23 protein-coding genes are annotated in these 25,138 nt (G+C 71.2%); 7 read left to right on the top strand and 16 right to left on the bottom strand.

What is annotated here, in order from left to right; translation table 11 throughout:
* Window positions 1-141 precede the first annotated feature (141 nt).
* Window positions 142-768 (top strand): alpha-ketoglutarate-dependent dioxygenase AlkB, encoded by a 627-nt coding sequence (locus ACYU7L_RS19705; protein WP_460800272.1) that lies wholly within the window; start codon window positions 142-144, stop codon window positions 766-768.
* 54 nt (window positions 769-822) lie between these two features.
* Here ACYU7L_RS19705 and ACYU7L_RS19700 read toward each other — a convergent pair whose 3' ends face one another.
* The 6 genes from ACYU7L_RS19700 to ACYU7L_RS19675 all read right to left on the bottom strand — a co-directional run bounded on the left by ACYU7L_RS19700 (window position 823) and on the right by ACYU7L_RS19675 (window position 7,453).
* Complete coding sequence (locus ACYU7L_RS19700; RefSeq protein ID WP_460800271.1) at window positions 823-1,620, bottom strand: SRPBCC family protein; 798 nt, start codon at window positions 1,618-1,620, stop codon at window positions 823-825.
* A gap of 4 nt (window positions 1,621-1,624) precedes the next feature.
* On the bottom strand, window positions 1,625-2,479 hold the full coding sequence (locus ACYU7L_RS19695) for an FAD binding domain-containing protein (protein ID WP_460800270.1): 855 nt from the start codon (window positions 2,477-2,479) through the stop codon (window positions 1,625-1,627).
* Window positions 2,476-4,977 carry a xanthine dehydrogenase family protein molybdopterin-binding subunit gene (locus ACYU7L_RS19690; protein WP_460800269.1) on the bottom strand — a complete coding sequence of 834 codons (2,502 nt, stop codon included), beginning with the start codon at window positions 4,975-4,977 and terminating at the stop codon, window positions 2,476-2,478. The genes ACYU7L_RS19695 and ACYU7L_RS19690 overlap by 4 nt, the downstream gene beginning before the upstream one ends.
* Window positions 4,977-5,459: a (2Fe-2S)-binding protein gene (locus ACYU7L_RS19685; protein ID WP_460800268.1), complete on the bottom strand. Its 483-nt coding sequence runs from the start codon at window positions 5,457-5,459 to the stop codon at window positions 4,977-4,979. The genes ACYU7L_RS19690 and ACYU7L_RS19685 overlap by 1 nt, the downstream gene beginning before the upstream one ends.
* Window positions 5,460-5,605: 146 nt before the next feature.
* Window positions 5,606-6,874, bottom strand: coding sequence for a transcriptional regulator (locus tag ACYU7L_RS19680; RefSeq protein ID WP_460800267.1), 1,269 nt, complete (start codon window positions 6,872-6,874; stop codon window positions 5,606-5,608).
* A gap of 30 nt (window positions 6,875-6,904) precedes the next feature.
* On the bottom strand, window positions 6,905-7,453 hold the full coding sequence (locus ACYU7L_RS19675) for a TetR family transcriptional regulator (RefSeq protein ID WP_460800266.1): 549 nt from the start codon (window positions 7,451-7,453) through the stop codon (window positions 6,905-6,907).
* 113 nt (window positions 7,454-7,566) lie between these two features.
* Here ACYU7L_RS19675 and ACYU7L_RS19670 point away from each other — a divergent pair, with 113 nt between their 5' ends.
* Window positions 7,567-9,234 (top strand): MFS transporter, encoded by a 1,668-nt coding sequence (locus ACYU7L_RS19670; RefSeq protein ID WP_460800265.1) that lies wholly within the window; start codon window positions 7,567-7,569, stop codon window positions 9,232-9,234.
* Here ACYU7L_RS19670 and ACYU7L_RS19665 read toward each other — a convergent pair.
* The 6 genes from ACYU7L_RS19665 to ACYU7L_RS19640 form a co-directional block, all read right to left on the bottom strand.
* A complete protein-coding gene (locus tag ACYU7L_RS19665) occupies window positions 9,188-9,535 on the bottom strand; it encodes a type II toxin-antitoxin system PemK/MazF family toxin (RefSeq protein WP_460800264.1) in 348 nt (115 codons plus the stop codon). The genes ACYU7L_RS19670 and ACYU7L_RS19665 overlap by 47 nt on opposite strands.
* Window positions 9,522-9,752, bottom strand: a complete 231-nt coding sequence (locus ACYU7L_RS19660) for a ribbon-helix-helix domain-containing protein (protein ID WP_460800263.1) — start codon at window positions 9,750-9,752, stop codon at window positions 9,522-9,524. Before ACYU7L_RS19660 ends, ACYU7L_RS19665 begins: the two co-directional genes overlap by 14 nt.
* Before the next feature lie 37 nt (window positions 9,753-9,789).
* Entirely contained in the window at window positions 9,790-10,929 is a 1,140-nt protein-coding gene (locus tag ACYU7L_RS19655; protein ID WP_460800262.1) for an XdhC family protein, read from the bottom strand.
* Window positions 10,922-12,082: a vWA domain-containing protein gene (locus ACYU7L_RS19650; RefSeq protein WP_460800261.1), complete on the bottom strand. Its 1,161-nt coding sequence runs from the start codon at window positions 12,080-12,082 to the stop codon at window positions 10,922-10,924. The genes ACYU7L_RS19655 and ACYU7L_RS19650 overlap by 8 nt, the downstream gene beginning before the upstream one ends.
* Entirely contained in the window at window positions 12,082-12,984 is a 903-nt protein-coding gene (locus tag ACYU7L_RS19645; RefSeq protein WP_460800260.1) for an AAA family ATPase, read from the bottom strand. The genes ACYU7L_RS19650 and ACYU7L_RS19645 overlap by 1 nt, the downstream gene beginning before the upstream one ends.
* Before the next feature lie 181 nt (window positions 12,985-13,165).
* Window positions 13,166-13,738, bottom strand: a complete 573-nt coding sequence (locus ACYU7L_RS19640) for a nucleotidyltransferase family protein (protein ID WP_460800259.1) — start codon at window positions 13,736-13,738, stop codon at window positions 13,166-13,168.
* A gap of 123 nt (window positions 13,739-13,861) precedes the next feature.
* On the opposite strand from ACYU7L_RS19640, the gene ACYU7L_RS19635 reads away from it, so the two are divergent.
* The 3 genes from ACYU7L_RS19635 to ACYU7L_RS19625 all read left to right on the top strand — a co-directional run bounded on the left by ACYU7L_RS19635 (window position 13,862) and on the right by ACYU7L_RS19625 (window position 14,929).
* The gene (locus ACYU7L_RS19635; RefSeq protein ID WP_460800258.1) at window positions 13,862-14,146 is read left to right on the top strand and encodes a helix-turn-helix transcriptional regulator; all 285 of its coding nucleotides are present in this window, start codon (window positions 13,862-13,864) and stop codon (window positions 14,144-14,146) included.
* Entirely contained in the window at window positions 14,143-14,610 is a 468-nt protein-coding gene (locus ACYU7L_RS19630; RefSeq protein ID WP_460800257.1) for a hypothetical protein, read from the top strand. The genes ACYU7L_RS19635 and ACYU7L_RS19630 overlap by 4 nt, the downstream gene beginning before the upstream one ends.
* Before the next feature lie 70 nt (window positions 14,611-14,680).
* Window positions 14,681-14,929 (top strand): DUF3253 domain-containing protein, encoded by a 249-nt coding sequence (locus ACYU7L_RS19625; RefSeq protein WP_460800256.1) that lies wholly within the window; start codon window positions 14,681-14,683, stop codon window positions 14,927-14,929.
* Window positions 14,930-15,095: 166 nt separating this feature from the next.
* Here the strand turns inward: ACYU7L_RS19625 and narI are convergent, their stop codons facing one another.
* The 4 genes from narI to ACYU7L_RS19605 are packed head-to-tail and all read right to left on the bottom strand — an operon-like array spanning window position 15,096 to window position 22,065.
* The gene (gene narI, locus ACYU7L_RS19620; RefSeq protein ID WP_460800255.1) at window positions 15,096-15,830 is read right to left on the bottom strand and encodes a respiratory nitrate reductase subunit gamma; all 735 of its coding nucleotides are present in this window, start codon (window positions 15,828-15,830) and stop codon (window positions 15,096-15,098) included.
* Between the two features lies 1 nt (window position 15,831).
* Window positions 15,832-16,605, bottom strand: a complete 774-nt coding sequence (gene narJ, locus ACYU7L_RS19615) for a nitrate reductase molybdenum cofactor assembly chaperone (RefSeq protein ID WP_460800254.1) — start codon at window positions 16,603-16,605, stop codon at window positions 15,832-15,834.
* Window positions 16,605-18,320 carry a nitrate reductase subunit beta gene (gene narH / locus ACYU7L_RS19610; protein WP_460800253.1) on the bottom strand — a complete coding sequence of 572 codons (1,716 nt, stop codon included), beginning with the start codon at window positions 18,318-18,320 and terminating at the stop codon, window positions 16,605-16,607. Before narH ends, narJ begins: the two co-directional genes overlap by 1 nt.
* A gap of 1 nt (window position 18,321) precedes the next feature.
* Window positions 18,322-22,065 (bottom strand): nitrate reductase subunit alpha, encoded by a 3,744-nt coding sequence (locus ACYU7L_RS19605; protein ID WP_460801716.1) that lies wholly within the window; start codon window positions 22,063-22,065, stop codon window positions 18,322-18,324.
* 295 nt (window positions 22,066-22,360) lie between these two features.
* On the opposite strand from ACYU7L_RS19605, the gene ACYU7L_RS19600 reads away from it, so the two are divergent.
* Both ACYU7L_RS19600 and ACYU7L_RS19595 read left to right on the top strand, forming a co-directional pair.
* Window positions 22,361-23,659: an MFS transporter gene (locus ACYU7L_RS19600; RefSeq protein ID WP_460800252.1), complete on the top strand. Its 1,299-nt coding sequence runs from the start codon at window positions 22,361-22,363 to the stop codon at window positions 23,657-23,659.
* The gene (locus tag ACYU7L_RS19595) at window positions 23,659-25,074 is read left to right on the top strand and encodes an MFS transporter (protein ID WP_460800251.1); all 1,416 of its coding nucleotides are present in this window, start codon (window positions 23,659-23,661) and stop codon (window positions 25,072-25,074) included. Before ACYU7L_RS19600 ends, ACYU7L_RS19595 begins: the two co-directional genes overlap by 1 nt.
* The last annotated feature ends 64 nt before the right edge of the window (window positions 25,075-25,138 follow it).

Below are 25,138 nucleotides of genomic sequence, written 5' to 3'. Positions count from 1 at the left end.
GCGGTTTCCCCGGTCGACCGGGGAAACCAGATGTTGTCGGCCGAAACTTCGCCCGACAAGTTCAGCGATCCCCGGTCGACCGGGGAAACCGACACCCGCAGCCTCCTCGAACATGCGTTCGATCCGCGCTACGCTGGTCGGGTGGACTTCCAAGGGACACTCTTCGCTGCTGATCCGCAGACCCCGAGCGTGCTGCCGCTGGCGGGCGCCGTCGAGCGTACGGCGCTGAGCCGCGGCGCGTGGGTCGACGTACGACGCGACTGGGTCGCCGGGGCCGACGAGCTCTTCGAGGCGCTCGTCCACGAGGTGCCGTGGCGCGCCGAGCGCCGGGAGATGTACGACCGGGTGGTCGACGTGCCGCGGCTGATCCACACCTACGGGATCGGGGCACCGCTGCCGCACCCGGTGCTGGACGAGGCGCGCGACGCGCTGTCGGACTACTACCGCCCGGAGCTGGGCGAGCCGTTCCTGACCGCGGGCTGCTGCTACTACCGCGACGGGCGCGACTCGGTGGCCTGGCACGGCGACACGTTCGGGCGGGGGCGCACCCAGGACACGATGGTCGCGATCATCTCCGTGGGCGACCCGCGGCGGCTCACGCTGCGTCCGCGCGGCGGGGGCGGCGGCTCCACCGGCTTCACGATGGGCCACGGCGACCTGCTGGTCATGGGTGGCTCGTGCCAGCGCACCTGGGAGCACGCGGTGCCCAAGGTCGCGCATGCCGGACCGCGGTTGTCGGTGCAGTTCCGGCCGCGCCACGTCTTCTGACCCGCCTGGTGCCGACAGCGGCGTCGGGGGTGAGGACCACCCCCGACGCCGGCGTCAGCACGAGCAGCAGCTGGAGCGCCGCCGCTCCCGCCGGCTCAACCAGATCACCAGCCCGATCGCCGCGAGCACGGCGACGCCCTGCTTGGCGTAGGTCCTGGCCAGGATCGGCAGCACCGTCGCGCCCAGGTCGAGGGCCTCGCCCTGCGGTCCGGCGCCCACCTTGTCGGACGCGCGACCGGGGTCGGCCGGCCTGGCCGACGGAGGTGCGGCCGGCGCCGAGGGCGCCGAGGGCGCCGCGGGCGCCGGAGGGGCCACCCCAGCGGGCGGTGCCCCGGCTCCCGCCCCCACGGCCTCCGCCGCCGCTGCAGCCACGGGAGTCTCCGCTCCCGCGCCACTCTCCTGCCCGGCAGGCCCGCCCACCTTGTCCTGGAGGCAGTCCACGAACTGGTGCAGCAGCTTCTCGCTGACCTCCTGGATCACCCCGCGGCCGAACTGCGCCGGCTTGCCGGTGATCGCGAGGTCGGTGACCACGGTGACCTTGGTGCCTGTCCCCTCGCCCGCCATCGTCGCGACGACGTCCGCCCCCGCCGTGCCGTTGCCGCGCTTGTCCTTGCCCTTCGCGGCGATCTTCATGACGTGGGCGGCCTCGTCCTTGTCGACGAAGGTGCCGGTGCCGTTGTAGACGAGGGCGATCGGCCCGAGCTTGACCTTCACCGAGCCGTGGAAGCTGTCGCCCTCCACCGAGGTCACCACCGCGCCGGGGAAGCAGGTCGCCACCGACTCGATGTCGTTGAGCGCGGCCCACGTCTCCTCGACGGACGCCGGGACGGTGAACTCGTGCGTCAGCTCCATCGGCTCACACCCCCGCGGCGGCGAGTACGGCGCGTCGGGTGAGCACCGTGGCCAGGTGGCGGCGGTAGTCGGCGTCGCCGTTGAGGTCGGAGGGCGGGTTGGTGCCCTCGGTCACGGCGGCCGCGGCGCGTCGTACGGCGTCGTCGGTCGCGGGCTGCCCGACCAGCGCCTCCTCCACCGCGCGGGCGCGCAGCGGCGTAGAGCCCATGTTGGTCAGGCCCACCCGCGCCTCGGCGATCGTGCCCCCCTCGGCGCGGACGGTCGCGGCGATCGCCACGATCGGCCACTGGTGGGCGACGCGCACGAACTTCTCGTAGTGCGCCCCCCAGCCGGTGTGCTTGGGCAGCCGGATCTCGGTGAGGATCTCGTCGTCGGCGATGGCCGTGGTCATGAAGTCCTCGAAGAAGTCGTCGGCGCCCACGGTCCGGGTGCCGCTCCCTCCCGCGATCACGAACTGCGCGCCCAGCGCCAGCGCGGGCGCACCGAGGTCGCCGGCCGGGTCGGCGTGGGCGAGCGCCCCGCCGAACGTTCCCCGGTGCCGGATCTGGGCATCGGCCAGGTGCACGATCGCCTTGCTCACCAGCGCGGCGTGCTGGGCGACGAGCGGGTCCTTGCCGACCTGGTCGTGCGTGGTCATCGCACCGATGACGATCGCGTCGCCGTCGTCGCGGACCCCGCGCAGCGACTCGATGCGGCGCAGGTCGATCACCATCTCCGGGGCGTTGAGGCGCATCCGGAGCACCGGGAGCAGGCTCTGCCCCCCGGCGATGATCTTGGCGTCGTCGCCGTGCTCGGCGAGCAGGCCGAGGGCCTCCTCGACGGTGGCGGGGGCGGCGTAGTCGAACTGGGCGGGGATCACTGGCCTGCTCCGTCCGTGCGGTCGGCGGTCCCGGACATGCCGGTTCCCGTGTCGAAGTGAGGCGCTGCCGCCTCGGTGGTCGGGTCCTGCGCCCCGGCCGAGCCCTCCTGGATCGCCCGCCAGACCCGCTCCGGGGTGCAGGGCATCCGGATGTCGCGCACGCCGTACGGCTTGAGGGCGTCGACGACCGCGTTGACGACGGCCGGCGTGGAGGCGATGGTGCCGGCCTCGCCGACCCCCTTGGTGCCGAGCGTGTTGGTCAGCGCCGGCGTGGTGGTGTGGTCGACGTCGAAGCTGATCGTGTCGGCCGCGGTCGGCACGAGGTAGTCCACGAACGACGCGGAGACCAGCGTCCCGGACTCGTCGTGCACGGCCTCCTCCCACAGCGCCTGGGCGATGCCCTGGACCAGTCCCCCGTGCACCTGGCCCTCGACGATCAGCGGGTTGATCACGTTGCCGATGTCGTCGACGCAGGTGTACTTGCGCATCTTCACGGCGCCGGTCTCGGTGTCGACCTCCATCGCGCACAGGTGCGTGCCGTGGGGGTAGTTGAAGTTCTCCGGGTCGAAGGTCGCGTCGCAGTCCAGCGACGGCTCGACGCCGTCGGGCAGGTTGTGCGCGGCGAACGTCGCGAGCGCCACCTCGGCCATCGCCAGCCCCTTGTCGGTGCCGCGCACCGAGAGCCGCCCGTCCTTGAACTCGATGTCGTCGACCGCGGCCTCGAGCAGGTGGGCCGCGATCGGCTTGGCCTTCTCGATCACCTTGTCGGCCGCCCGGACCAGCGCCTCGCCGCCCACGACCAGCGAGCGCGAGCCGTAGGTGTCGAGCCCCTTGTGCGAGACCATCGTGTCGCCGTGCAGCACCTCGACGTCCTCGAACGCCACGCCGAGCCGGTCGGCGACGATCTGGCTGAACGCCGTCTCGTGGCCCTGCCCGTGGGCGGAGGCCCCGGTGGTCACCTCGACCTTGCCCGTCGGCAGCATCCGCACCGAGGCGTGCTCCCAGCCGCCCGCGCCGTAGTCGAGCGAGCCGAGCACCCGCGACGGCGCGAGGCCGCACATCTCGGTGAACGTCGAGACGCCGATGCCGAGCTGGATCGGGTCCTTGGACTCGCGGCGACGGGCCTGCTCGGCGCGCAGCTCGTCGTACCCGAAGTGCTCCTTGGCGAGCGCGGTGGCCTTCTCATAGTTGCCGGAGTCGTACTCCAGCCCGGCGACCGTGGTGAACGGGAAGTCCTCGTGGCGGATCCAGTTCTTCTCCCGGATCTCCAGGGGGTCGACGCCGAGCTCGTCGGCGAGCTCGGTCATGATCCGCTCGATCGCGAACGTCGCCTCGGGCCGGCCCGCGCCGCGGTAGGCGTCGGTCCAGGTCTTGTTGGTCAGCACCGTCTGCACCGCGAAGTGGTAGGCGGGGAACTTGTAGATCGCGTTGAACATGAACGCGCCCAGGACCGGTACGCCGCCGCCGACGAGCGAGACGTGCGAGCCGAGGTCGGCGAGCAGCTCCACCTTGAGGCCGGTGACGCTGCCGTCCTTCTCGGCGGCGAGGGTGATCTTCTGCCACTGGTCGCGGCCGTGGTGGCCGGCCATCAGCGACTCCGAGCGCGTCTCGGTGTACTTCAGCGGCTTGCCCAGGCGCCGGGCCAGGATGAAGGTGATGAACTCCTCCGGCGTGGTCTGCAGCTTGCCGCCGAACCCGCCGCCGACGTCGGGGGCGATCACCCGGATCTTGGCCTCCGACACCCCGGTGACCGCGGCGAGCAGGAAGCGCAGGATGTGCGGGATCTGGGTGGCCGACCACATCGTGGTCTGCTCGCCGGTCGGGTCGACGACCACCGAGCGCGGCTCCATGAAGGCGGGGATCAGCCGCTGCTGGCGGTACTCCCGCTCGAGCACGATGCCGTCGGTGCGCGCCTTGGCGATCGCCTCGTCGGCGGAGCTGCCGGTGCCGGCCTCGGCGGAGTCGAAGACCCACAGCGCGGACTTGTTGGTGCCGAGGTCGGGGTGGGCCAGCGCACCGCCGTTCTCGGGGGTCGCCGCCGCGGCCGCCTTGAGCTCGAGCGCCGCGGGCAGCTCCTCGTAGTCGACGTCCACCAGCTCCGCGGCGTCGCGCGCCTCGGCCGCCGTACGCGCCACGATCACCGCGACGATCTCGCCGGCGAAGGTCACCCGGTCGACCGCGACCGGCGGGTGGTCGGGGGTGACCTGGTCGGGCGTGATCGGCCAGGCGTTGGGCAGCGAGCCCTGCTCGTCGGCGACGTCGCGGCCGGTGATCACCGTGACCACGTTGGGCGCGGCCTTGGCGTCGGCGGTCTCGATGTTGGTGATCCGGGCGTGGGCGTAGGGGCTGCGCACCATCGCGAGGTGCAGCATCCCGGTGAGCTGCATGTTGTCGGTCCAGCGGGTGCGTCCGGTGATCAGCCGCTGGTCCTCCTTGCGGCGCCGGTCGCGGCCGATCTCCTTCTGGGGCGCGACCTGGGGCTCGTCGGTGACGGTCATCAGGCCTGCCCTCCCGCGCTCGTGCCCTGGGCCGCCGCGTGCTGCACGGCCTTGACGATGTTGTGGTAGCCGGTGCAGCGGCAGAGGTTGCCCTCGATGCCCTCGCGGATCTCCTGCTCGCTGGGGTCGGGGTTCTCGTTGAGCAGGTCGACGCTCTGCATGATCATCCCTGGCGTGCAGTAGCCGCACTGCAGGCCGTGGCACTCGCGGAAGGCCTCCTGCACGGGGTGCAGCTGCCCGTCGGTGGCGAGGCCCTCGATCGTGAGCACCTCCGCGCCGTCGGCCTGGACGGCGAGCACGTTGCACGACTTCACGCTGCGCCCGTCGAGGTGCACGGTGCACGCCCCGCAGTTGCTGGTGTCGCACCCGATGACGGTGCCGGTCTTGCCGAGCTTCTCGCGCAGGTAGTGCACGAGCAGCATGCGGGGCTCGACGTCGTCGGAGACGTTCGATCCGTCGACGGTGAGGTTGATCCTGGCCATGAGCGGCTCCCTGGAAGCGGTCCGGCTGATGAGGTGGACGAGAGGTCGGCGACGTGTGACCGCAGTCACACAGCCGCAGGCTAGCCGCGCAAGGTTGGCCGAAGGTTGGAGCGCCCCGCCCCGAGCCCCGTCCCCGGCTCCGGCGCTCAGCGACGAGCCGCGGCCAGCCGGCCCTTCAGCAGCGGCTTCGCCGGGTGGGCGCGCTGCCCGAGCGTGGCGAGGGCGACCTCCACGACCTCCACGTCGTACGGCGCGCGCTCGGCGTAGCGGAGCACGGCCCCCGGCTCGGGGTCGGCCAGCAGCGCCTCGCGCACAGCCACCGCGACGTAGTCGGCGAGCTCGTTGAGGGCAGGCGAGGCGGTGCCCGGCAGCAGGTCGCCCCGGTAGGCCTCGACGGCGTCGGCGACCCGGCCGTGGCGCACGCAGTGCAGCACCTCGTCGACGTCGGTCTCGACGGGCAACATCAGCCGGTAGGGCCGCGAGGCGAGCTGGCCACCGAGGGCCTGGCGCAGGTGGGATACCTCCGCCTTGAGCGTGGACAGGGTGACGGTCGAGTCGCCGTAGACCAGGGCGTGCAGCTGCTCGAGCGAGAGCCCCTCCGGGTGCAGTGCGAGCAGCGCCAGGACCTCGGTCTGGCGGCGGTTGAGCAGCAGCCGCCGGCCGTCGAGGGTCGCCTCGGCCCGGCCGAGCAGGTGCAGCACGAGCCCTGCCTCCTCGGCGCTCCCGCGGACCACCTCGAGAGCGTCCCGTCGAGGCGGCTGGAACACCGGCTGGGGCATCGCGGTCTCGATCAGCCGGGCCAGCACCCGGGCGGTGGCCAGCCCGATGGGGTGGGTCCGGTCCCAGGTGGTCGAGAGGTCGACGACGCCGATCGGCGAGCCGGTGACCGGGTCGTGCAGCGGCGCGGCCCAGCACACCCAGTTGTGCACGATCGGGGCGTAGTGCTCGGCGCTGAACACCATCGCCGGCGCGTTGTGGCGCTGCGCCAGGTCGAGGGCGTTGGTGCCGACGCTCGCCTCGTCCCAGCGTCCGCCGGCGACGAAGTTCACGCTCTCCGCCTTGCGGCGCATCACCCGCCCGCCGTACGTCCACAGGATGCGGGTGCGCGCGTCGGTCACCGCGAGGACCAGGTCGCCGTCCTCCGCCGTACGCCGCAGCTCGTCCTCGACGCGGGCGACGGCGCGCTGCAGCGGGGAGTCGCGCCAGCGCTCGGCGAGCTCGGTCTCGTCGGCCATCGGGGCCTCGCGGACCTCGGCGGGGACGGTGCCCCCCGAGCGGCGCCAGCTGCTCAGGATCTCCGGACGCACCTGCGGCAGGGCCTGCGGACCACCGGGCCCCTCAGCGCCTGCGACGAAGTCGGACCAGGCGCGCACGACTGCGCGTCGACGGGCGTGGAGCTCGCTGCGTGTGTCCACCGTGGGACCTCCCGGGGCGTGTGACCCCGGTCACGGTAGCGCGCTGTCCCGGATCCGGTCGACCTGCAGCAGCAGCTGGTCCAGCGAGGCGAGGAACGTCCCGCGCGACCAGGCCCCCGGCAGCGTGGTGTGGTAGTAGAGCCCCTCGCCGATCAGCATGATCGCCTCGGCGGCATGGGTGTCGCCGACCTCGCTGCGGATCAGCTCCAGCCAGTCGCGGTGCACCTCGCCGAGCGCCTCGACCGCAGAGGCGTGCCCGGCCTGGGCCAGGCGCAGGACCGCACCGAAGTAGGTGTCGAGATCGGTCCCGGTGAGGCCCGAGGTGCGCACGTAGTGGCGTGCCGGCCCCTCCTCGGCGGTCGCCATCGCCTCGAGATCCTCGTCGACCACCTCGCGCAGCCGCACGAGCACCGCGTCGGCGAGCGCCTCCTTGGAGGGGAAGTGGTAGAGCAGCCCGCCCTTCGAGACCCCGGCACGAGCGGCGGTCGCCTCGAGCGTCGCACCCCGGTCCCCCTCCTCGCACAGGAGCGTGGCATAGGCGTCGAGGACCTTGACGCGAGCGTGCGGCGGGCGGGACATGGCAGGACCCTATCGGTGGTCAGCGTCACCCCGTCGGCATTCTTTAATCAACCGTCCAGACGGTACAGTTATCGGGTTGTTCCCCCGCTTGAGAGTCGCAGGACCGTCCCACCATGACCACGCTCGACGTCGCGCTGCGCGACGCCTCCCCTCGCTCCGCTCGCCCTGTCCGCCCGCGCCTCGCCGGCCGACCCCGCACCGCTCGGCCCCGCACCGCTCGGCCCCGCACCAGCCAGCCCCGCACCACCCAGCCGGGCGCGGGTCGTCGCTGGGCGGTGCTGGCCGTGCTGATGCTCCCGGTGCTGCTGGTCTCGGTGGACAACACCGTGCTGAGCTTCGCGGTGCCGGCGATCACCCGGGCGCTGGGCCCGTCGAGCACGCAGGTGCTGTGGATCATCGACATCTACCCGTTGGTGCTGGCGGCGCTGCTGATCCCGATGGGCAGCCTCGGCGACCGGATCGGCCGCCGACGGCTGCTGCTGCTGGGCGCGGTCGGCTTCGCGGCGACGTCCGCCGCAGCGGCGTTCGCGCCCACCGCCGGCGCCCTCGTGGCCGCTCGCGCCCTGCTCGGCGTCTTCGGCGCGATGCTGATGCCGGCGACGCTGGCGCTGCTGCGCAACGTCTTCACCGACCCCGGCGAGCGACGCCTGGCGGTCGCGATCTGGGCGACCGGGTTCTCCGGCGGCGCAGCGCTGGGCCCGATCCTGGGTGGCTGGCTGCTCCAGCACTTCTGGTGGGGATCGATCTTCCTGCTCGCCGTGGTCATGCTGGTCCCGCTGCTCATCGCCGCCCCCCTGCTGGTGCCGGAGTCCCGCGACCCGCGCCCCGGACCTGTCGACCCGGTCAGCATCGTGCTGATCGTCGCGGCGATGCTGCCGGTCGTCTACGCGATCAAGCACGCTGCCACCTCGGGCTCGTGGCTCGGCCCGACGCTGCTGGTCATGGCCGGCATCGCCGCGGGCGCGATCTTCGTGCGCCGCCAGCTGGCGCGCGCGACCCCGATGCTCGACGTGCGCCTGTTCGCCAACCCGGTCTTCTCCGGCGCGCTGCTGGTCAACATGTTCAGCCTGTTCGCGTTCGTGGGCTTCCTCTACTTCCTCGCCCAGCACCTCCAGCTGGTCGCGGGCATGGGTCCGGTCGAGGCGGGCGTGTGGCTGCTGCCCGGGCTCGCCTTGACCGTCGTCGCCGGGCTCGCGGTGGTCCCGCTGGCGCGCCGCTTCTCCCCCCGCTCGATCGCCGTGGCCGGCCTTGCGTCGAGCTCCGCGGCGTACGCCGTGGTGGCCGCGGCCGGACACACCGGCTCGGCCGTGGTGCTGATGGTCGCCTTCTGCCTGCTCGGGATCGGCGTCGGCCTGGCCGAGACCGTCGCCAACGACCTCGCCCTCTCCGCGGTCCCGGCGACCAAGTCGGGGGCCGCCTCGGCGATCTCGGAGACGGCGTACGAGATCGGGGCGGTGCTCGGCACCGCCGTCCTCGGCAGCATCCTCAACGTCGCCTACAGCCGGGGCGTGGACGTGCCCGCGGGCCTCAGCGCTGCGCAGGCCGAGGAGGCCCGCGCGACGCTGGGTGGTGCGACCGAGGTGGCCGGCGACCTGCCGGCGGCCGCCGGCGACGCGCTGCTGCGCTCCGCGGCGCACGCCTTCGACTCCGGCGTCACCGCGACCGCCGCCATCGCCTTGGCCGTCACCGTCGCCACGGCGGTCGTGGCGCACCGGGCGCTGCGGGTGCGCACCGCTACAGCTGCAGGTGGAGCCGCAGCGCGTCGTCGAGCTGCACCATGACACCCGCTGGGACACGGCCGAGCGCGGCGCCCAGTCGTTCGACCGCGAGCGAGCGGACCTGCTCGGCCTGCGCCTTGGAGTCCTGACGCAGACCGGTCGCCACTGCGGGAAGCAGGACCTGGAACGGAAGGACCCGCTCGACGTTGCTGGTGATCGGCACAACGGTGACTACCCCACGACCAAGCCGCTCCGCGACGGCGTTCGCCCGGTCGTTGCTGACGATCACCGCCGGTCGCTGCTTGTTCGCCTCGCTGCCGCGCACCGGATCCAGGTCGACGAGCCGGATCTCACCGCGCAGCATCGCCGACCCCGTCCGCCGCGGCCGCACCCCACGCGGCCTCGTCGCCCGACGACTCCCACTCCTGCCACGCGGCCTCGTAGTCCTGCTCCAGGTCGGGCAGGCGCAGCATCCGCACTGCGTGGCGCAACGCGGCGGACCTGGACGGCAGGCCCGCGGTGCGGACGTACTCGTCCAGGACGGCGACATCTTCGTCCGGCAGGCTGACACTGAGCTTCATACCGCGATCCTACTTCGGTACTACTCCTCCCGGCGCCTCAGTCGCCGTGGATGCGTCCCTGCGTGGCGGCCAACGGCTCACCCGACCCGCCCCAGCGCCGGGCGATGATCTCCGCAGCGATGCTGACGGCCGTCTCCTCCGGCGTCCGCGCGCCGAGGTCGAGACCGATCGGCGAGGACAGGCGGGCCAGCTCGACCTCGCCGAGCCCCTTCTCGCGCAGCCGGGCCAGCCGGTCGTCGTGGGTGCGTCGCGAGCCCATCGCCCCGACGTACGCGACGTCGGGCAGGTGCAGCGCCACCTCGAGCAGAGGTACGTCGAACTTGGGGTCGTGGGTGAGCACGCAGATCACCGTGCGACCGTCGATGCGGTTGCCGGCCACCTCCCCCTCGAGGTAGCGGTGCGGCCAGTCCACGACCACCTCGTCGGCGTGCGGGAAGCGGGTGTTGGTGGCGAACACGGGGCGCGCGTCGCACACGGTGACGTGGTAGCCGAGGAAGCTGCCGACCCGGGCCACGGCGGCGGCGAAGTCGATCGCCCCGAACACCAGCATCCGCGGCTTCGGCGCGAAGGCCCACACGAAGACACGCATCCCCTCACCGCGGCGCTCGCCGTCGGGGCCGTAGCCGAGCACCTCGCTGCGGCCCGACGCGAGCAGGCCGAGCGCGTCGTCGTGCACGGCGGCGTCGGCACGGGGGCTACCCAGGGAGCCGCTGCGCTCGACGACCTCGGTGGTCGAGTCCTCCGGGCGGATCAGCATCCGCCGGCCCACCCACGAGGGGTCCGGGTGGTCGACGATCGTGGCGACGGCGACGGGGCGGCCGGCCTCGAGGTCGGCGGCGATCTCGCCGAGCTCGGGGAACGTCTCGCGGCTGACCTTCTCGACGTAGACGTCGAGGATGCCGCCGCAGGTCAGCCCGACCGCGAAGGCGTCGTCGTCGGAGACGCCGTAGCGCTCCAGCAGCGGAGTGCCGCTCTCGGCGACCTCCTGCGCGGCCTCATAGACGGCGCCCTCGACGCAGCCGCCCGAGACCGACCCGACGGCCGTCCCGTCCGGGCCGACCAGCATCGACGCGCCGGGCGGGCGCGGCGCCGACCGGAAGGTCGCGACCACCGTGCCCATGCCGATCGTCTCGCCGGCCTCCCACCAACGCATCAGCTCCGGAAGGACCTCACGCACGGGACACCACCTCCACCAGCTCCGTGTACGTCGCGAGCGAGTGGCCCGCGAGGAAGTCGTCGACGTGCGGCAGCACCGCCACCACGCCCTGCTGCACCGGCTCGTAGCCGGCCTTGCCGCGGTGCGGGTTGACCCACACCACCCGGTGCGCGAGCCGGTGCAGGCGCGCCATCTGCTCGGCCAGCATCGCGGTGTCGCCCCGCTCCCAGCCGTCGCTGCAGACGACGACCATCGCGCCTCGGGCCAGCCCACGCGCACCCCACCGGTCGAGGAAGATCTTCAGCGACTCCCCCAGCCGGGTCCCGCCCGACCAGTCCGGCACGGTCTCACCTGCCGCGACCAGCGCCCGCTCGGGGTCGCGCAGCCGCAGCGCCTCGGTGATGCGCGTCAGCCTCGTCCCGACCGTGAAGACCTCCACGTCTCCCTTGCTCACCCGCCCGCCGGGTCCACGCGTCGTACTGCTGGCGGAGGCGAAGCGGTGCGCCAGGCGCAGCAGCGCGTCGGCGTAGGCCTCCATCGAGCCCGACACGTCGAGGAGCAGCACGACGCGGCGCGCCCGCAGGCCACGGCGGCGCCGGATCACCTCGGCGGGCTCCCCCATCCGGCGCAGGCTGGCGCGCAGGGTGCGCGAGGCGTCGATGTCGCCGCGGCGCCAGGTGCGGTGCCGGGCCGTACGACGCGTGGGGGGCTGCGGGTGCAGGCGCGCGAACAACGCGGAGAGGCGCCGCTTCTCCGAAGCCGACATCGTGGCGACGTCGCGGTGGCGCAGGATCTCGACGGCGCTGGCGGCGGCACGGATGACCTCGCTGTCGCTCTCGCCGTCACCCTCCTCCGGGTCGCGCTCGGGGAGGTCGGAGAAGACGGGCGCGGCCTGCTCGTCGGATGACTTCGGCCGGGGCAGCCCCTCGCGGGCGTTGAACCACGCCTCGAAGACCTGGTCGTAGCGCTCGAGGTCCTCCGGGCTCCCGCACAGCGTGGCGCGACCGGCACGGTAGGTCGCCGGCCGGTCGTCGAGACCGACGATGGCCACGGCGTCGAGGAAGGTGTGCGCGCGGTCCTGGGTGACCGGCACCCCGGCGGCGCGCAGGGCCCGGGCGAACCCGAGCAGGATCGCGTCGGCGCCGGTGGGCGCGGGGGCGACGGAGGCAGCCATCAGCCCGCCAGCATCCGGTCGAGCGCGGCGCGGACGCGGTCGCCGTCCTCGCGATACTTGACCAGCGCGCCCAGCGTCGCCGAGGCGGTCGCGAGGTCGAGGTCCTCGGCACCGAGCATCGTGAGCGCCCGGGCCCAGTCGAGGGTCTCGGCGACGCCCGGAGGCTTGAGCAGGTCGTCGCGGTCGCGCAGCTGCTGGACGGCGACGACCACCTGGCGCGCCAGCGTCTCGGAGACCTCGGGGGCGCGGGTGCGCAGGATCTCGACCTCGCGCTCGAGGCCGGGGTGGTCGATCCAGTGGTAGAGGCAGCGCCGCTTGAGCGCGTCGTGCAGCTCGCGGGTCCGGTTGGAGGTGAGCACCACGATCGGCGGGGTGGCCGCCTTGACGGTGCCGACCTCGGGGATCGTCACCTGGTAGGTCGAGAGCACCTCCAGCAGGAACGCCTCGAACTCGTCGTCGGCGCGGTCGACCTCGTCGACCAGCAGCACGGCCGGGCTGGCCTGCAGCGCCGCGAGCACGGGCCGGGCCAGCAGGAACCGCTCGCTGAAGAGGCTCTTCTCGGCCTCCTCGACGTCGAGCCCCGCGGCGCCGGTCGCCTCGAGTGCGCGCAGGTGCAGGATCTGGCGCGGGAAGTCCCAGTCGTAGAGCGCCTGGGTGGCATCGATCCCCTCGTAGCACTGCAGCCGGATCAGCGGCACGTCCAGCACCTCGGCCAACGCCTCGGCCAGCGCCGTCTTGCCGGTCCCGGGCTCACCCTCGAGCAGCAGCGGGCGCTGCATCCGCAGCGCGAGGAACGCCACCGTCGCCAGCGACTCGTCGGTGACGTAGCCGGTCGCGCTCAGCCGGCGCTCGATGTCCGCCGGGTCCACGACGGAGGCGGCGCTGAGAGGAGTGGGCTGCATCCGGCAAGGCTACTCAGCCCCACGTTGGATCGAGGTTGGCAACAGATGACGAACCCACCCCGCCGAGTCGGCGCTAGCTCACGTCGTACAACGCCCGAGTCGGCGCAAACGCACCCCGCACAACGCCCGAGTCGGCGCTAATGCGCACCGTACGACGGCTGAGTCGGCGCTCATGCACACCTCAGCGAGCGTCCACGTCTCTGCCCGTGGCCAGGTCGCCGCACTCCACCAGCTCGACGGCGCGCCCCGCGAGGTAGTCGCGCGCGCCCCGATCGCCGGTCGCACTGCTGGCCACCCCCGCCCAGTGCTCGCGACCGAGGAGGACCGGGTGCCCAGGCACCGCGTCGTACGACGCGCGCCGCAGCGTCGCGGGACCACTCCCAGGTGCGAGGACCCGACTCACGACCTCTGCGCCCACATCCGGCAGGTCGACGAGCGAGACCAGCACGGCGTCAGCATCCTGGCCCGGCAGACCGGCTCCGAGCGCCTCGAGCCCCGCACGCAACGAGGCGCCCATCCCCTCGGCCCAGTCGGGGGCGACCACGACGTCGACGGGAGAGCCCGCAGCAGCGAGCAGGGCACGTGCCTGGTCACTGGCGGCGCCCAGCACGACGGTCACCTCGGCGCAGCCACCCAGCCGCAGCGCCGCGACGCTGCGCAGGAGCCAGGAGGTGCCGTCGGCGTCGTGGACCAGCGCCTTCGGCGTCCCCATCCGGCGCCCGGCACCGGCCGCGAGGAGGAGTCCGGTCGTCACGCCTCCACCCTCACACAGGGTGCCCAGACCCGGGTCGCTGATGTTAGATAAACCCAACGTTCAATCGGAATTACCTAGCAAACCGCCTTGAATCTCCAACAGTCCGGGACTAGCGTCGCTGGCATGGCACCACGAAGCCGCAAGGACGCGGCGAGACCCATCCACAACCGCGTGCCGGTCCTGCGCGCCGAGCTCAGGCTGTCTCGCGCCGAGCTCGCCGAGCGCGTGGGAGTGAACCCCCAGACCATCGGCGCGCTGGAGCGCGGCGACCACTACCCGAGCCTGCAGCTGGCGATGAGCATCTGCGAGGTGTTCGACGTGCCGATCGAGGCCGTGTTCAGCCGGGCCCCGTTCGCATCGGTGAGCGCCGCCTATCGGCAGCCGGACCCCAGGGAGGACCCGACATGAGCAGCCAGACCATCACCGGAGCACAACGACGCGCACTCGCGCCGAAGGCGGCGCTGCTCGGCGCGATCGCCTGGCTCGCGTTCATCGCGCTCACCGCAACCGGACACCCCTACGGCTGGCCCGGGATCGCAAGCCTGGTGATCCTCTTCGCCGCCTGGATCGGGTGTCGCTTCCTGATCGGCGACATCGCCGAGCGTCGGGCCGACGAGGTGGATGAGTACGAGCTCGAGCAGCGCCAGAGCGCCCGCAACGTCGGCCATCTCCTCGCTCTCGGCTCCCTGGCCGCGCTCTACGTGCTGGCCACGATCGCGCACCGCCTGGACGAGCACGGCCGCCCCGCGCTGCTCGAGCAGCTGAGTCCGCTCGTGTTCGCCGCGCTCCTGCTCGCCGCCGCCGCTCCGTCCTTCCTGCTCGCGTGGCGCACGCAGCGTCGCAGCCCCGACCTCGACGACGCAGACCTGTGATGGGCGACCGGACGGCTGGGGCCCGACTGGGGGCTCTGCCTCGACTGCATGGGCCCGGCATCATGGAGTCATGGACGCCACCGACCGCCTCCTCGAGGAGCGGATCCTGGAGCTGCTGGCGGCCCGCCGCGACGGCGCCACCATCTGTCCGTCCGAGGCGGCGCGCGCCGTCGGTGGCGAGCAGTGGCGGGAGCTGATGCCCCCGGCGCGGGCGGCCGCCGCCCGGCTGGTCACGGCCGGCGAGGTCCACGTGACTCAGGGCGGGGTCGTCGTCGACCCGGCCGATGCCGTCGGGCCGATCCGCATCCGGCGCGCCTGACGCGGCGCCCGCGCACGCGACGTACCGAGAAGACGGCGCTCAGGCACACGACGAACGGGCTGAGCCGGCGCGCCTGCGCCGACTCAGCCCGTATCCACTGCGCACTTGCGCCGACTCGCATGTGAAACTGCGCCGACTCGGCTGTGAAGATGCGCCGACTCGGCTGCTAGCGGGGGCCCACCTTGTCCCAGCCGCGGCGCGGGGTGTGGCTGCCGAGCTGCTGGTCGTCGCGGCTGCGGTAGACGATGTACGGACGGGTCAGGTAGCCCACCGGGGCACTGAACACGTGGACCAGCCGGGTGAACGGCCACAGCGCGAAGAGGCCGAAGGCGGTCAGTGCGTGCAGCTGGAACCCGATCGGCGCCTCGGCCATCAGGGAGGCGTCCGGGCTGAAGGCGAGGAACGAGCGGTACCAGACCGAGACGCCCTCGCGGTAGTTGTACTCCCCGCCCAGGGTGAAGATCGAGCCCGCGATGGTGTTCCACATCCCGAGGAAGATCACCACGGCGAGGAAGGCATACATCACCTTGTCCATCGCCGTGGTCGCGGAGAAGACCGGACCCACGGTGCGGCGGCGATAGATCAGGATGACCATCCCGACCACGGCCGCGATGCCGGCGATGAGGCCGCCGATGACCGCGACGTAGTGGTAGAGGTGGTCGTCCATGCCGACCGCCTCGGTCCACGAGCGCGGGATCAGCAGGCCGATCACGTGCCCGCCGACCACCCCGAGCATCCCGAAGTGGAACAGCGGGGAGCCCAGCCGCAGCATCCGGTCCTCGTAGAGCTGCGAGGACCGTGTGGTCCAGCCGAACTTGTCGTAGCGGTAGCGCCAGAAGTGCCCGACCACGAAGGTCGCCAGGCACAGGTAGGGGATGACCACCCACAGGAACTGGTCCATCTCAGACTCCTCGCTTGGACGCGCCGGCTGCGGCGGAGGGCATGGCAGGCATGGTGGGCAGACCCAGGTCGACCGGACCGCCCGGCCCGCTCGAACCGGCCGGTCGGTAGCGCGGGTCGGTGAGCGCGGCGTCGAAGCCGGGGGCGCCGTACGGCGTCAGCCCGACCTCCTCGTCCGGGGGCCCCTCGGCGGCCAGCTTGCGCACCATCTCCATGTCGTCGCCGTCGATGGCCGGGAGACCGGCGCAGACCGCCGTCACCAGGTCGGCGTACGGCGATCCGAGGTCGGTGAGCGAGATCCGGAGCAGCTCCAGGCCCGCGCGATGGTCGATCAGCAGCCGGCGTCCCGCCTCGAGGTCGGCGGTGGCCGCGAACTCCAGGACCACGGCCAGGTGGTCGGGAAGCTCGGAGTCGCCCAGGTCCAGCCCGGCGGCCATGTAGGTCTGCTTGAACCGCAGCAGCGCCATCCCCCGCTTGCGGGTGTCCCCGTGCAGGAAGTAGGTGAGGAACAGCGTGCAGCGGCGCCGGGTGTCGAACGTCTCGACGTAGTCGACCTGGAGCTCCCCCAACGGCGTGCCGCGACGGTGCGCGAGGAAGCGCGACAGCGGCTCGGCGACCACCGGGGGCAACTGATCGACCACCCCCTCGATGACGTCCAGTGGCTGGGACTCGTCGGGGTAGTCGATCAGCAGCGAGACGGCCTGCCAGGTCGCACACACGGTGGCCTCGTCGAGCCCGGCCGCCCGTCGACGCCGGCTGCGCAGCAGCGAGGCCATCAGCTCGGGCCCCCGGTGCCGCCGGTGCCACCGGTCAGCCCGGCGTCCGCCGACTCCGGGCTCGCGTCCGGGCGGGGCGGGAAGAGCCCGCTGGGCACTCCCTTGCCGTCCCAGTTGAGCAGGTTCACCCGGGTCTCCTTGTCGTCGGGCGAGGCGAGCGTGTCGGAGGTCTGCCGGTCGCGCAGCATCTGGAAGTTCTCCACCGCGACCGGCACCGGCCGCCCGGAGCCCTCGCCGAACGGACCGGAGTCGTACATCCCCGGGCCGCCGTCGAAGTCCAGCGAGCACTCGGTGGCCAGCTCCTCGAGCGCGTGCGCCTGCTCGGCGTGCGCGGACGGGATGACATAGCGGTCCTCGTACTTCGCGATCGCCAGCAGGCGGAACATGTCGTACATGGTCTCGCCGTCCATCCCCACCGCGGCGGGGATGGACTCGTCGGGGTCGCGGCCCAGGTTGATGTCGCGCATGTAGGCACGCATCGCGGCGAGCTTGCGCAGCACCTTGTCGACCGGCTCGGGGTCACCGGCGGTGAAGAGGTTGGCGAGGTACTCGACCGGGATCCGCAGCGTGTCGATCGCGGCGAACAGGTTGCCGTGGTCCTCGGCGTCGTGGCCGGTGTCCTTGATGACGTCGACCACCGGCGACAGCGGCGGGATGTACCAGACCATCGGCATGGTGCGGTACTCCGGGTGCAGCGGCAGCGCGACCTCGTACCTGTTGATCAGCGCCCACACGGGCGAGCGCTTCGCCGCGTCCACCCAGTCCCCGGGGATGCCGGCGGCCTCGGCGGCGCGCTGCACCTCCGGGTCCTCAGGGTCGAGGAAGCACTCGCGCTGCGCCATGTACAGCGCGTGCTCGTCCTCGATCGAGGCCTGCTCGAGCACCTTGTCGGCGTCGTAGAGCACCAACCCGATGTAGCGCAGCCGGCCGACGCAGGTCTCCGAGCAGACCGTGGGGATGCCGACCTCGATCCGCGGGTAGCAGAACGTGCACTTCTCGGCCTTGCCGGTGCGGTGGTTGAAGTAGATCTTCTTGTAGGGGCAGCCGGACACGCACATCCGCCAGCCGCGGCAGCGGTCCTGGTCGACGAGGACGATGCCGTCCTCGGAGCGCTTGTAGATCGCCCCGCTCGGGCAGGACGCCGCGCACGACGGGTTGAGGCAGTGCTCGCAGATCCGCGGCAGGTAGAACATGAAGGTCTCCTCGAACTCCATCTTCACCTTGTCCTCGATGCCCCTGATCATCACGTCGCGCGCCGCGTGCTCGCGGGAGCCACCGAGGTCGTCGTCCCAGTTGGCCGACCACTCGACGTTCATCGTCTTGCCGGTGAGCAGCGACTTGGGCCGGGCGACGGGGAAGTTGTCGGTCGCCGGAGAGTTCGTCAGCGTCTCGTAGTCGTAGGTCCAGGGCTCGTAGTAGTCATGGATCGACGGCAGCTTGGGGTTCGAGAAGATCGTGGCGAGCTTCTTGAAGCGTCCCCCCGCCTTGAGCGTGAGGCGGCCGCGCTTGTTGAGGGTCCAGCCGCCCTTCCACTCCTCCTGGTCCTCGTAGGTCCGGGGGTAGCCGAGGCCCGGACGGGTCTCGACGTTGTTGAACCAGACGTACTCCGTGCCGGCGCGGTTGGTCCACGCCTGCTTGCACGTGACCGAACAGGTGTGACACCCGATGCACTTGTCGAGGTTCATCACCATGGCCATCTGGGCCATCACGCGCATGTCAGTACTCCACCTTCGTCGTCCGCTTGCGGATGGTCGTGACCTCGTCGCGGTTGTTGCCGATCGGCCCGATGTAGTTGAAGAAGTACGCCAGCTGGGCGTAGCCCCCCACGATGTGGTTCGGCTTCATCAGGATCCTCGTCAGGCTGTTGTGGATGCCGCCGCGCTTGCGGTCCCGCTCGGTGAGCGGGACGTCGATGAGCCGGTCCTGGGCGTGGTGCATGAACACGGTGCCCTCGGGCATCCGGTGGCTGACGATGGCCCGGGCCGCGACGACGCCGTTGCGGTTGACCATCTCGATCCAGTCGTTGTCGGCCACGCCGATCTTGGAGGCGTCGCGGTCCGACATCCACACCGACTGCCCCCCGCGGGACAGCGAGAGCATGAACAGGTTGTCCTGGTACTCGGAGTGGATCGACCACTTGTTGTGCGGGGTCAGGTAGCGCACCGCCACGCCGAGCTCGTCGACCGTGCCCACCTCGGGCTCACCGAACAGGTGCGTCATGTTCAGCGGCGGCCGGTAGACCGGGAGCATCTCGCCCATGCCGAGGAACCAGTCGTGGTCGACGTAGAACTGCTGGCGACCGGTGAGGGTGTGGAACGGCTTGCGCCGCTCGATGTTGATCGTGAACGGCGAGTAGCGCCGCCCGCCCGACTCCGAGCCCGACCACTCCGGCGAGGTGATCACCGGCACCGGCTGGGCCTGGGTGTCGGCGAAGGTGATCTGCTTGCCCTCGTGCTCGGCGGCGAGGTCGGCGAGCTTCTGGCCGGTGCGCCTCTCCAGGAACTTGAACCCCTGGGTGGCCAGGTGGCCGTTGGAGACACCGGCCAGGTGCAGCATGGCGTCGGCCATCTGCACGTCGGTCTCGACCTTCGGCTGGCCGTCGCCGGCGCCGCCGCGGGCCACCCCGTTGCGCTTGCGCAGGATCTCGACCTCGCGCTTGACGTCGTAGGCCACGCCCTTGGTGAGCATGCCGACCTTCTCCAGCAGCGGCCCGATCGAGGTCATCTTCTCGTAGATCGCGGTGTAGTCGCGCTCGGCCACTGCGATCACCGGCATCGTCTTGCCGGGGATCGGCTCGACCTCGCCGGTGCGCCAGTCCTTGACGACGCCGTGCTCGGAGGCCATCGCCTCCGGGGTGTCGTGCCACAGCGGCTTGGCGACGACGTCCTTGCGGGTGCCGAGGTGGTCGACGGCCATCTCGGAGAACCGCTTGGCGATGGTCTTCCACGCATCCCAGTCGGACCGGGTCTGCCACGGCGGAGCGATCGCGGGGTTGAACGAGTGCACGAACGGGTGCATGTCGGTCGTCGACAGGTCGTGCTTCTCGTACCAGGTCGCGGCGGGGAGGATGACGTCGCTGAAGAGCGTGCTGCTGGTCATCCGGAAGTCGATGGTCATCAGCATGTCGAGTTTGCCCTCGGGGGCCTCGTCGGCCCAGCGCACCGACTCCGGCCGGTGCTCCGGCGAGGCCTCCTTCGCCGTCGCGGCGCTGTCGGTGCCGAGCAGGTGACGCAGGAAGTACTCGTTGCCCTTGGCCGAGCTCCCGAACAGGTTCGAGCGCCACAGCGACAGCACCCGCGGGTGGTTCTCCTCGGCCTCCGGGTCCTCGACGGCGAACTTGAGCCGGCCCTCCTTCAGCTCCTGCGCGACGTAGGCCGGCGTCTCCATCCCGGAGGCGACGGCGTCGTCGGCGAGCGTCAGCGAGCTGCGGTCGAACGTCGGGTAGCTCGGGCTCCAGCCCAGGCGGACCGACTGCGCGAGCAGGTCCATCACGGTCTTCCCGGCGAAGATGCCCGTGCCGGCGTCGAGGTCGTCGGCGCTGAACGTGTCGTAGCGGTACTGCGAGGTGTTGACGTACCAGTACGCCGTCTGGTTCATGTGCCGCGGCGGCCGGTGCCAGTCGAGCGCGAAGGCCATGTGCTGGAAGCCCATGATCGGGCGGATCTTCTCCTGCCCCACGTAGTGCGCCCAGCCGCCGCCGTTGCGGCCCTGGGTGCCGGTGATCGTGGTGAGCAGCAGGATCGCGCGGTAGATCTGGTCGGAGTGGAACCAGTGGTTCACGCCGGCGCCGAGCAGGATCATCCCGCGGCCCTCGGTGTCGATCGCGTTCTGCGCCCACTCCCGCGCGAGCCGGGTGACCTGGGCCGCCGGCACGCCGGTGTGCGTCTCCTGCCAGGCGGGGGTGGCCGGCACCGACGGGTCGTCGTACGACTCCGGCCAGACGCCGGGCAGGCCCTCGCGGCGCACGCCGTACTGCGCGAGCAGCAGGTCGAGCACCGTGGTCACGAGCCGGTCGCCCACCCGGGCCACGGGCACGCCGCGGACCTCGTGCGCGACCTTGCCGTCGGCCCCGTCGAAGCGGGGCAGCTCGACGGCGACGCTCTCGGCGACCCCGCCACTGACACCGCCGTCGGCGGTGGGGTACATCGTGAGCGCGGGGTCGATGTCCTCGAGGTCGAGGTGCCACTGGCCGACGCCCTCGTCGCCGTAGCGGTGGCCTATCGAGCCCTTGGGGATGCGCACCTCGCCGGTGCCCGCGTCGATCACGGCCGGCTTCCACATCTGGTTCTCCTCGCCGCCCTCGGCGTGGCCGATGTCGCCGGCGACGAGGAACTTGCCCGGCCGGTAGCGGACCTCGCCGTCGGCGCCCCCCTCGGTGGTCGAGCCCCCCTCGGTGGTCGAGCCTGTCGAGACCCGCTCGAGCGTGACCAGGTGCGGCAGGTCGGTGTACTGCTTGTTGTAGTCAGCGAAGAACTTCGGCAGGGAGTCGACGAAGTACTCCTTGAGCAGGACGTGGCCCAGGCCCATCGCCAGAGCGCCGTCGGTGCCGGGGGCGGGGTTGACCCACTCGTCGGCGAACTTCACGCTCTCGGCGTAGTCGGGGGCGACGGCGATGACCTTCTGACCGCGGTAGCGCGCCTCGGTCATCCAGTGCGCGTCGGGGGTGCGGGTGACCGGCACGTTGCTGCCCCACATGAACAGGTAGCCGGCGTCCCACCAGTCGCCCGACTCGGGGACGTCGGTCTGGTCGCCGAACATCTGCGGCGAGGCGTTCGGCAGGTCGGCGTACCAGTCGTAGAACGACAGCATCGGCGCGCCGATGAGCTCGAGGAACCGGGAGCCCGAGGTGTAGGAGACCGGCGACATCGCCGGGATCGGGGAGAAGCCTGCGATCCGGTCCGGGCCCCAGCGCTTGATGGTGTAGACGTGCGCGGCGGCGACCATCTCGGCCGCCTCGTCCCAGGTCGCGCGGACCAGTCCGCCCTTGCCGCGGGCCTGCTTGTAGCGGCGCGCCTTCTCCGGGTCCTGCACGATGGAGGACCAGGCGACCACCGGGTCGCCGTACTGCCGCCTGGCCTCGCGGTACATCTCCAGCAGCACGCCACGCACGTAGGGGTAGCGGACCCGGGTGGGCGAGTAGGTGTACCAGGAGAACGCCGCGCCACGAGGGCAGCCGCGCGGCTCGTACTCCGGCCGGTCGGCACCGGCGCTCGGGTAGTCGGTCTGCTGGGTCTCCCAGGTGATGATCCCGTCCTTGACGTAGACCTTCCACGAGCACGACCCCGTGCAGTTGACGCCGTGCGTGGAGCGGACGACCTTGTCGTGGCTCCAGCGGTCGCGGTAGAAGGAGTCCGCCTCACGTCCACCCGTGCGGTGCAGGCTGCGCAGGTCCGCGCTGACCGTGGCCTTGGTGAAGAAGCGCCGGCTCTTGACGAGCGCCTCGGCGAACCCGCCGTCCATCCCTGCCTTCTTGCCCTGCTTGCCCTCGGGCTGGACGTCTGTGCTCACGTGGTGTTCCTTGCCTCAGGGGCCCAAGGACCCGATCTGCCGGAGTGTGAAGCGGACCCTTAGCCGTGCGAGTTCGGGACGTACGTCCCTATAACCACGGAGGGGAGTCCACCGATGCTTGTCGTCGTTCGCCTTAACCTTGCGGCCCCCATGCAAGCAGACCGGAGTCACAATGTCAGCCTCCCCACCGAGCACATCGGCCACACCAGCCACCGACCCGGCGCCCGTTCCCACGGGCGCCGGTCGCGTGCTGACCCTCTCCACGATCGCGTTCACGCTGATGTTCGCCGCGTGGATGATGTTCGGGATCCTCGGGATCCCGATCCGTGACGAGTTCGACCTGACCGACGTCCAGCTCTCGTGGCTCTCCGCCGTCGCGATCCTCAACGGCTCGCTGTGGCGCCTGCCCGCCGGCATCCTCGCGGACCGTTTCGGCGGCCGGATCGTGTTCACCGGCCTGCTCGTGGCCACCGCGGTCTTCTCCTTCCTGGTCTCCCAGGCCGGCAGCTACGGGATGCTGCTGGTGCTCGCCTTCGCCGTCGGCTTCGCCGGCAACGCGTTCACCGCCGGCATCGCCTGGAACTCCGCGTGGTTCCCCCGCCACCACCAGGGCTTCGCGCTCGGCGTCTTCGGCGCCGGCAACGTGGGCGCCTCGGTCACGAAGTTCATCGGCCCGGTGCTCATCAGCGGCACCGTCGGTGCCACCTACTTCGGCTTCATCGAAGGTGGCTGGCGCCTGATCCCGGTCATCTACGCCGTGCTGCTCCTGGTCATCGCGATCCTGCTCTGGGTGGCCACCCCCCGCCAGGACCGCAAGCCCGGCGCCGGCCGCCCCATCGGCGAGCAGCTGGTGCCGCTCAAGCAGATCCGGGTCTGGCGCTTCAGCCTCTACTACGTCGCCGTCTTCGGGGCGTACGTCGCGCTGTCGTCGTGGCTGCCGAAGTACTACGTCGACAACTTCGACATCTCCTTGACCAAGGCGGCGCTGCTCACCGCGACGTTCATCTTCCCGGCCAGCCTGCTGCGCCCGCTGGGCGGCTGGTTCTCCGACAAGCTCGGCGCGCGTCGGGTCATGTACTGGACCTTCGCGATCATGCTGGTCACGACCTTCCTGCTGATGATGCCCAACGGGCACGTCGTCGTGGAGGTCTCGGAGAAGAAGAGCGCCTCCGGGATCGCCGAGGTCCTGCCCTACTCGATCGGCCTGTGGCCGTTCGTCGCCCTGGTCTTCCTGCTCGGCTGCTCGATGGGCATCGGCAAGGCCGCGGTCTACAAGCACATCCCCGAGTACTTCCCGGGCGAGGTCGGCTCCGTCGGCGGCCTGGTCGGGATGCTGGGCGCGCTCGGCGGGTTCTTCCTGCCGCCGCTGTTCGCCTACACCACGTCCTGGACGGGCCTGCCGTCCTCGACCTTCTTCGTCCTCTTCCTGCTGACTCTCGTGTGCACCGTTTGGATGCACTGGACGGTGGTACACATGCTCCACCAGCAGTCCCCTGAGTTGGCAGACCACTTCGAGACGCCCAACGCCATGGAGGCACGAGTCTGATGACCGCATCCACCCCACCCACCGCAGCCGCCGGTCGTGCCGGCAAGGAATGGCTGCAGGACTGGGATCCGGAGAACGAGGAGACCTGGGACAAGGCTCTCGCCTGGCGCAGCCTGTCGATCACGACGTTCACGCTCACCCTGGCGTTCGCCTCCTGGTTCATCGCCAGCGCGCTGGCACCGAAGCTGACCAACCTCGGCTTCGACCTCACCAAGGACCAGCTCTACTGGCTCGTCGCGCTCCCCGGCCTCTCCGCCGGTCTGCTGCGGCTGGTGTGGATGGTCCTGCCGCCGATGCTCGGCACCCGCAAGCTGGTCACGCTGACCACGCTGCTGCTGCTCTTCCCGCTCATCGGCTGGGCGATCGCGGTGCAGAACCCCGACACGCCGTACTCCACGCTGCTGATCCTGTCCTTCATGTCCGGCATCGGCGGCGGCGCGTTCTCCGGCTTCATGCCGAGCACGTCGTACTTCTTCCCCCGACGGATGCAGGGCACCGCCCTCGGCCTCCAGGCCGGCATCGGCAACTTCGGCGTCTCGCTCGTCCAGTTCGTGACGCCGTGGATCATCGGCTTCTCGATGATCGGGTTCCTCGGCAAGGCCCAGACCGAGTCCTTCCCGGGCAAGCCGTCGCAGGACGTGTGGTACCAGAACGCGACCTACGTCTACGTCCCCTTCGTGATCATCGGCGCGATCCTCGCCTGGACGATGCTCAAGAGCGTCCCGATCAAGGCCAACGTGCGTCAGCAGTTCGACATCTTCAAGAACCAGGACACCTGGTGGATGACGCTGCTCTACATCATGACCTTCGGCACCTTCGCCGGCCTGTCCGGTCAGTTCGGCCTGATGATCAAGAACCTCTACGGCGGCGGCAACACCGAGATCGCCAAGATCCTCTCCGACGGCACCACCCAGCTGCTCATCGAGGGCTACTCGCTGCCCGACCCGGTGAAGTTCGCCTTCCTCGGCCCGCTCATCGGCGCCGGCGCCCGCGTCGCCTTCAGCCCGCTCACCGACAAGTTCGGCGGGGCCAAGTGGACCCTGATCAGCGGCATCGGCATCCTCGCCTCGATCATCTACACGAGCATGCACCTCACCCCCGACACCAGCTCGGCTGCGGCCCTGGACGCGGACTTCGACAAGTTCCTCTACGGGATGCTCGCGATCTTCCTGTTCAGCGGCATCGGCAACGCCTCGACGTTCAAGCAGATGCCGATGATCTTCGAGCGCCGCCAGGCCGGTGGCGTCATCGGCTGGACGGCCGCAATCGCCGCCTTCGGGCCGTTCTTCTTCGGAGTCGGGCTCACGATCATGGCCCCTGAGACGTTCTTCTACATCGGCGCCGCGTTCGCAGTGATGTGCATCGCGATCACCTGGGTGCGCTACGCCCGTCCGGGAGCGCCCAAGGCCTCCTGACCCACCTAGGCTGCGAGCCGCTGGCTGGACCGGTCGACCGGATTCAGCCAGCGGCTCGCATCAT

Source organism: Nocardioides pacificus, from assembly GCF_054775955.1.
Note: the sequence above shows the minus strand (reverse complement) of the source record. Positions and strands in the feature narration are given on the sequence as shown.

Coding starts and splice junctions, on each gene's coding strand:
- ACYU7L_RS19670 (WP_460800265.1), top strand. CDS start 7,567: ATGACCACGCTCGACGTCGCGCTGCGCGACGCCTCCCCTCGCTCCGCT.
- ACYU7L_RS19645 (WP_460800260.1), bottom strand. CDS start 12,984: ATGCAGCCCACTCCTCTCAGCGCCGCCTCCGTCGTGGACCCGGCGGAC.
- ACYU7L_RS19595 (WP_460800251.1), top strand. CDS start 23,659: ATGACCGCATCCACCCCACCCACCGCAGCCGCCGGTCGTGCCGGCAAG.
- ACYU7L_RS19660 (WP_460800263.1), bottom strand. CDS start 9,752: ATGAAGCTCAGTGTCAGCCTGCCGGACGAAGATGTCGCCGTCCTGGAC.
- ACYU7L_RS19630 (WP_460800257.1), top strand. CDS start 14,143: ATGAGCAGCCAGACCATCACCGGAGCACAACGACGCGCACTCGCGCCG.
- ACYU7L_RS19685 (WP_460800268.1), bottom strand. CDS start 5,459: ATGGCCAGGATCAACCTCACCGTCGACGGATCGAACGTCTCCGACGAC.
- narH (WP_460800253.1), bottom strand. CDS start 18,320: ATGCGCGTGATGGCCCAGATGGCCATGGTGATGAACCTCGACAAGTGC.
- ACYU7L_RS19675 (WP_460800266.1), bottom strand. CDS start 7,453: ATGTCCCGCCCGCCGCACGCTCGCGTCAAGGTCCTCGACGCCTATGCC.
- ACYU7L_RS19635 (WP_460800258.1), top strand. CDS start 13,862: ATGGCACCACGAAGCCGCAAGGACGCGGCGAGACCCATCCACAACCGC.
- ACYU7L_RS19690 (WP_460800269.1), bottom strand. CDS start 4,977: ATGACCGTCACCGACGAGCCCCAGGTCGCGCCCCAGAAGGAGATCGGC.
- ACYU7L_RS19700 (WP_460800271.1), bottom strand. CDS start 1,620: ATGGAGCTGACGCACGAGTTCACCGTCCCGGCGTCCGTCGAGGAGACG.
- narI (WP_460800255.1), bottom strand. CDS start 15,830: ATGGACCAGTTCCTGTGGGTGGTCATCCCCTACCTGTGCCTGGCGACC.
- ACYU7L_RS19665 (WP_460800264.1), bottom strand. CDS start 9,535: ATGCTGCGCGGTGAGATCCGGCTCGTCGACCTGGATCCGGTGCGCGGC.
- ACYU7L_RS19605 (WP_460801716.1), bottom strand. CDS start 22,065: ATGGACGGCGGGTTCGCCGAGGCGCTCGTCAAGAGCCGGCGCTTCTTC.
- ACYU7L_RS19650 (WP_460800261.1), bottom strand. CDS start 12,082: ATGGCTGCCTCCGTCGCCCCCGCGCCCACCGGCGCCGACGCGATCCTG.
- ACYU7L_RS19625 (WP_460800256.1), top strand. CDS start 14,681: ATGGACGCCACCGACCGCCTCCTCGAGGAGCGGATCCTGGAGCTGCTG.
- narJ (WP_460800254.1), bottom strand. CDS start 16,605: ATGGCCTCGCTGCTGCGCAGCCGGCGTCGACGGGCGGCCGGGCTCGAC.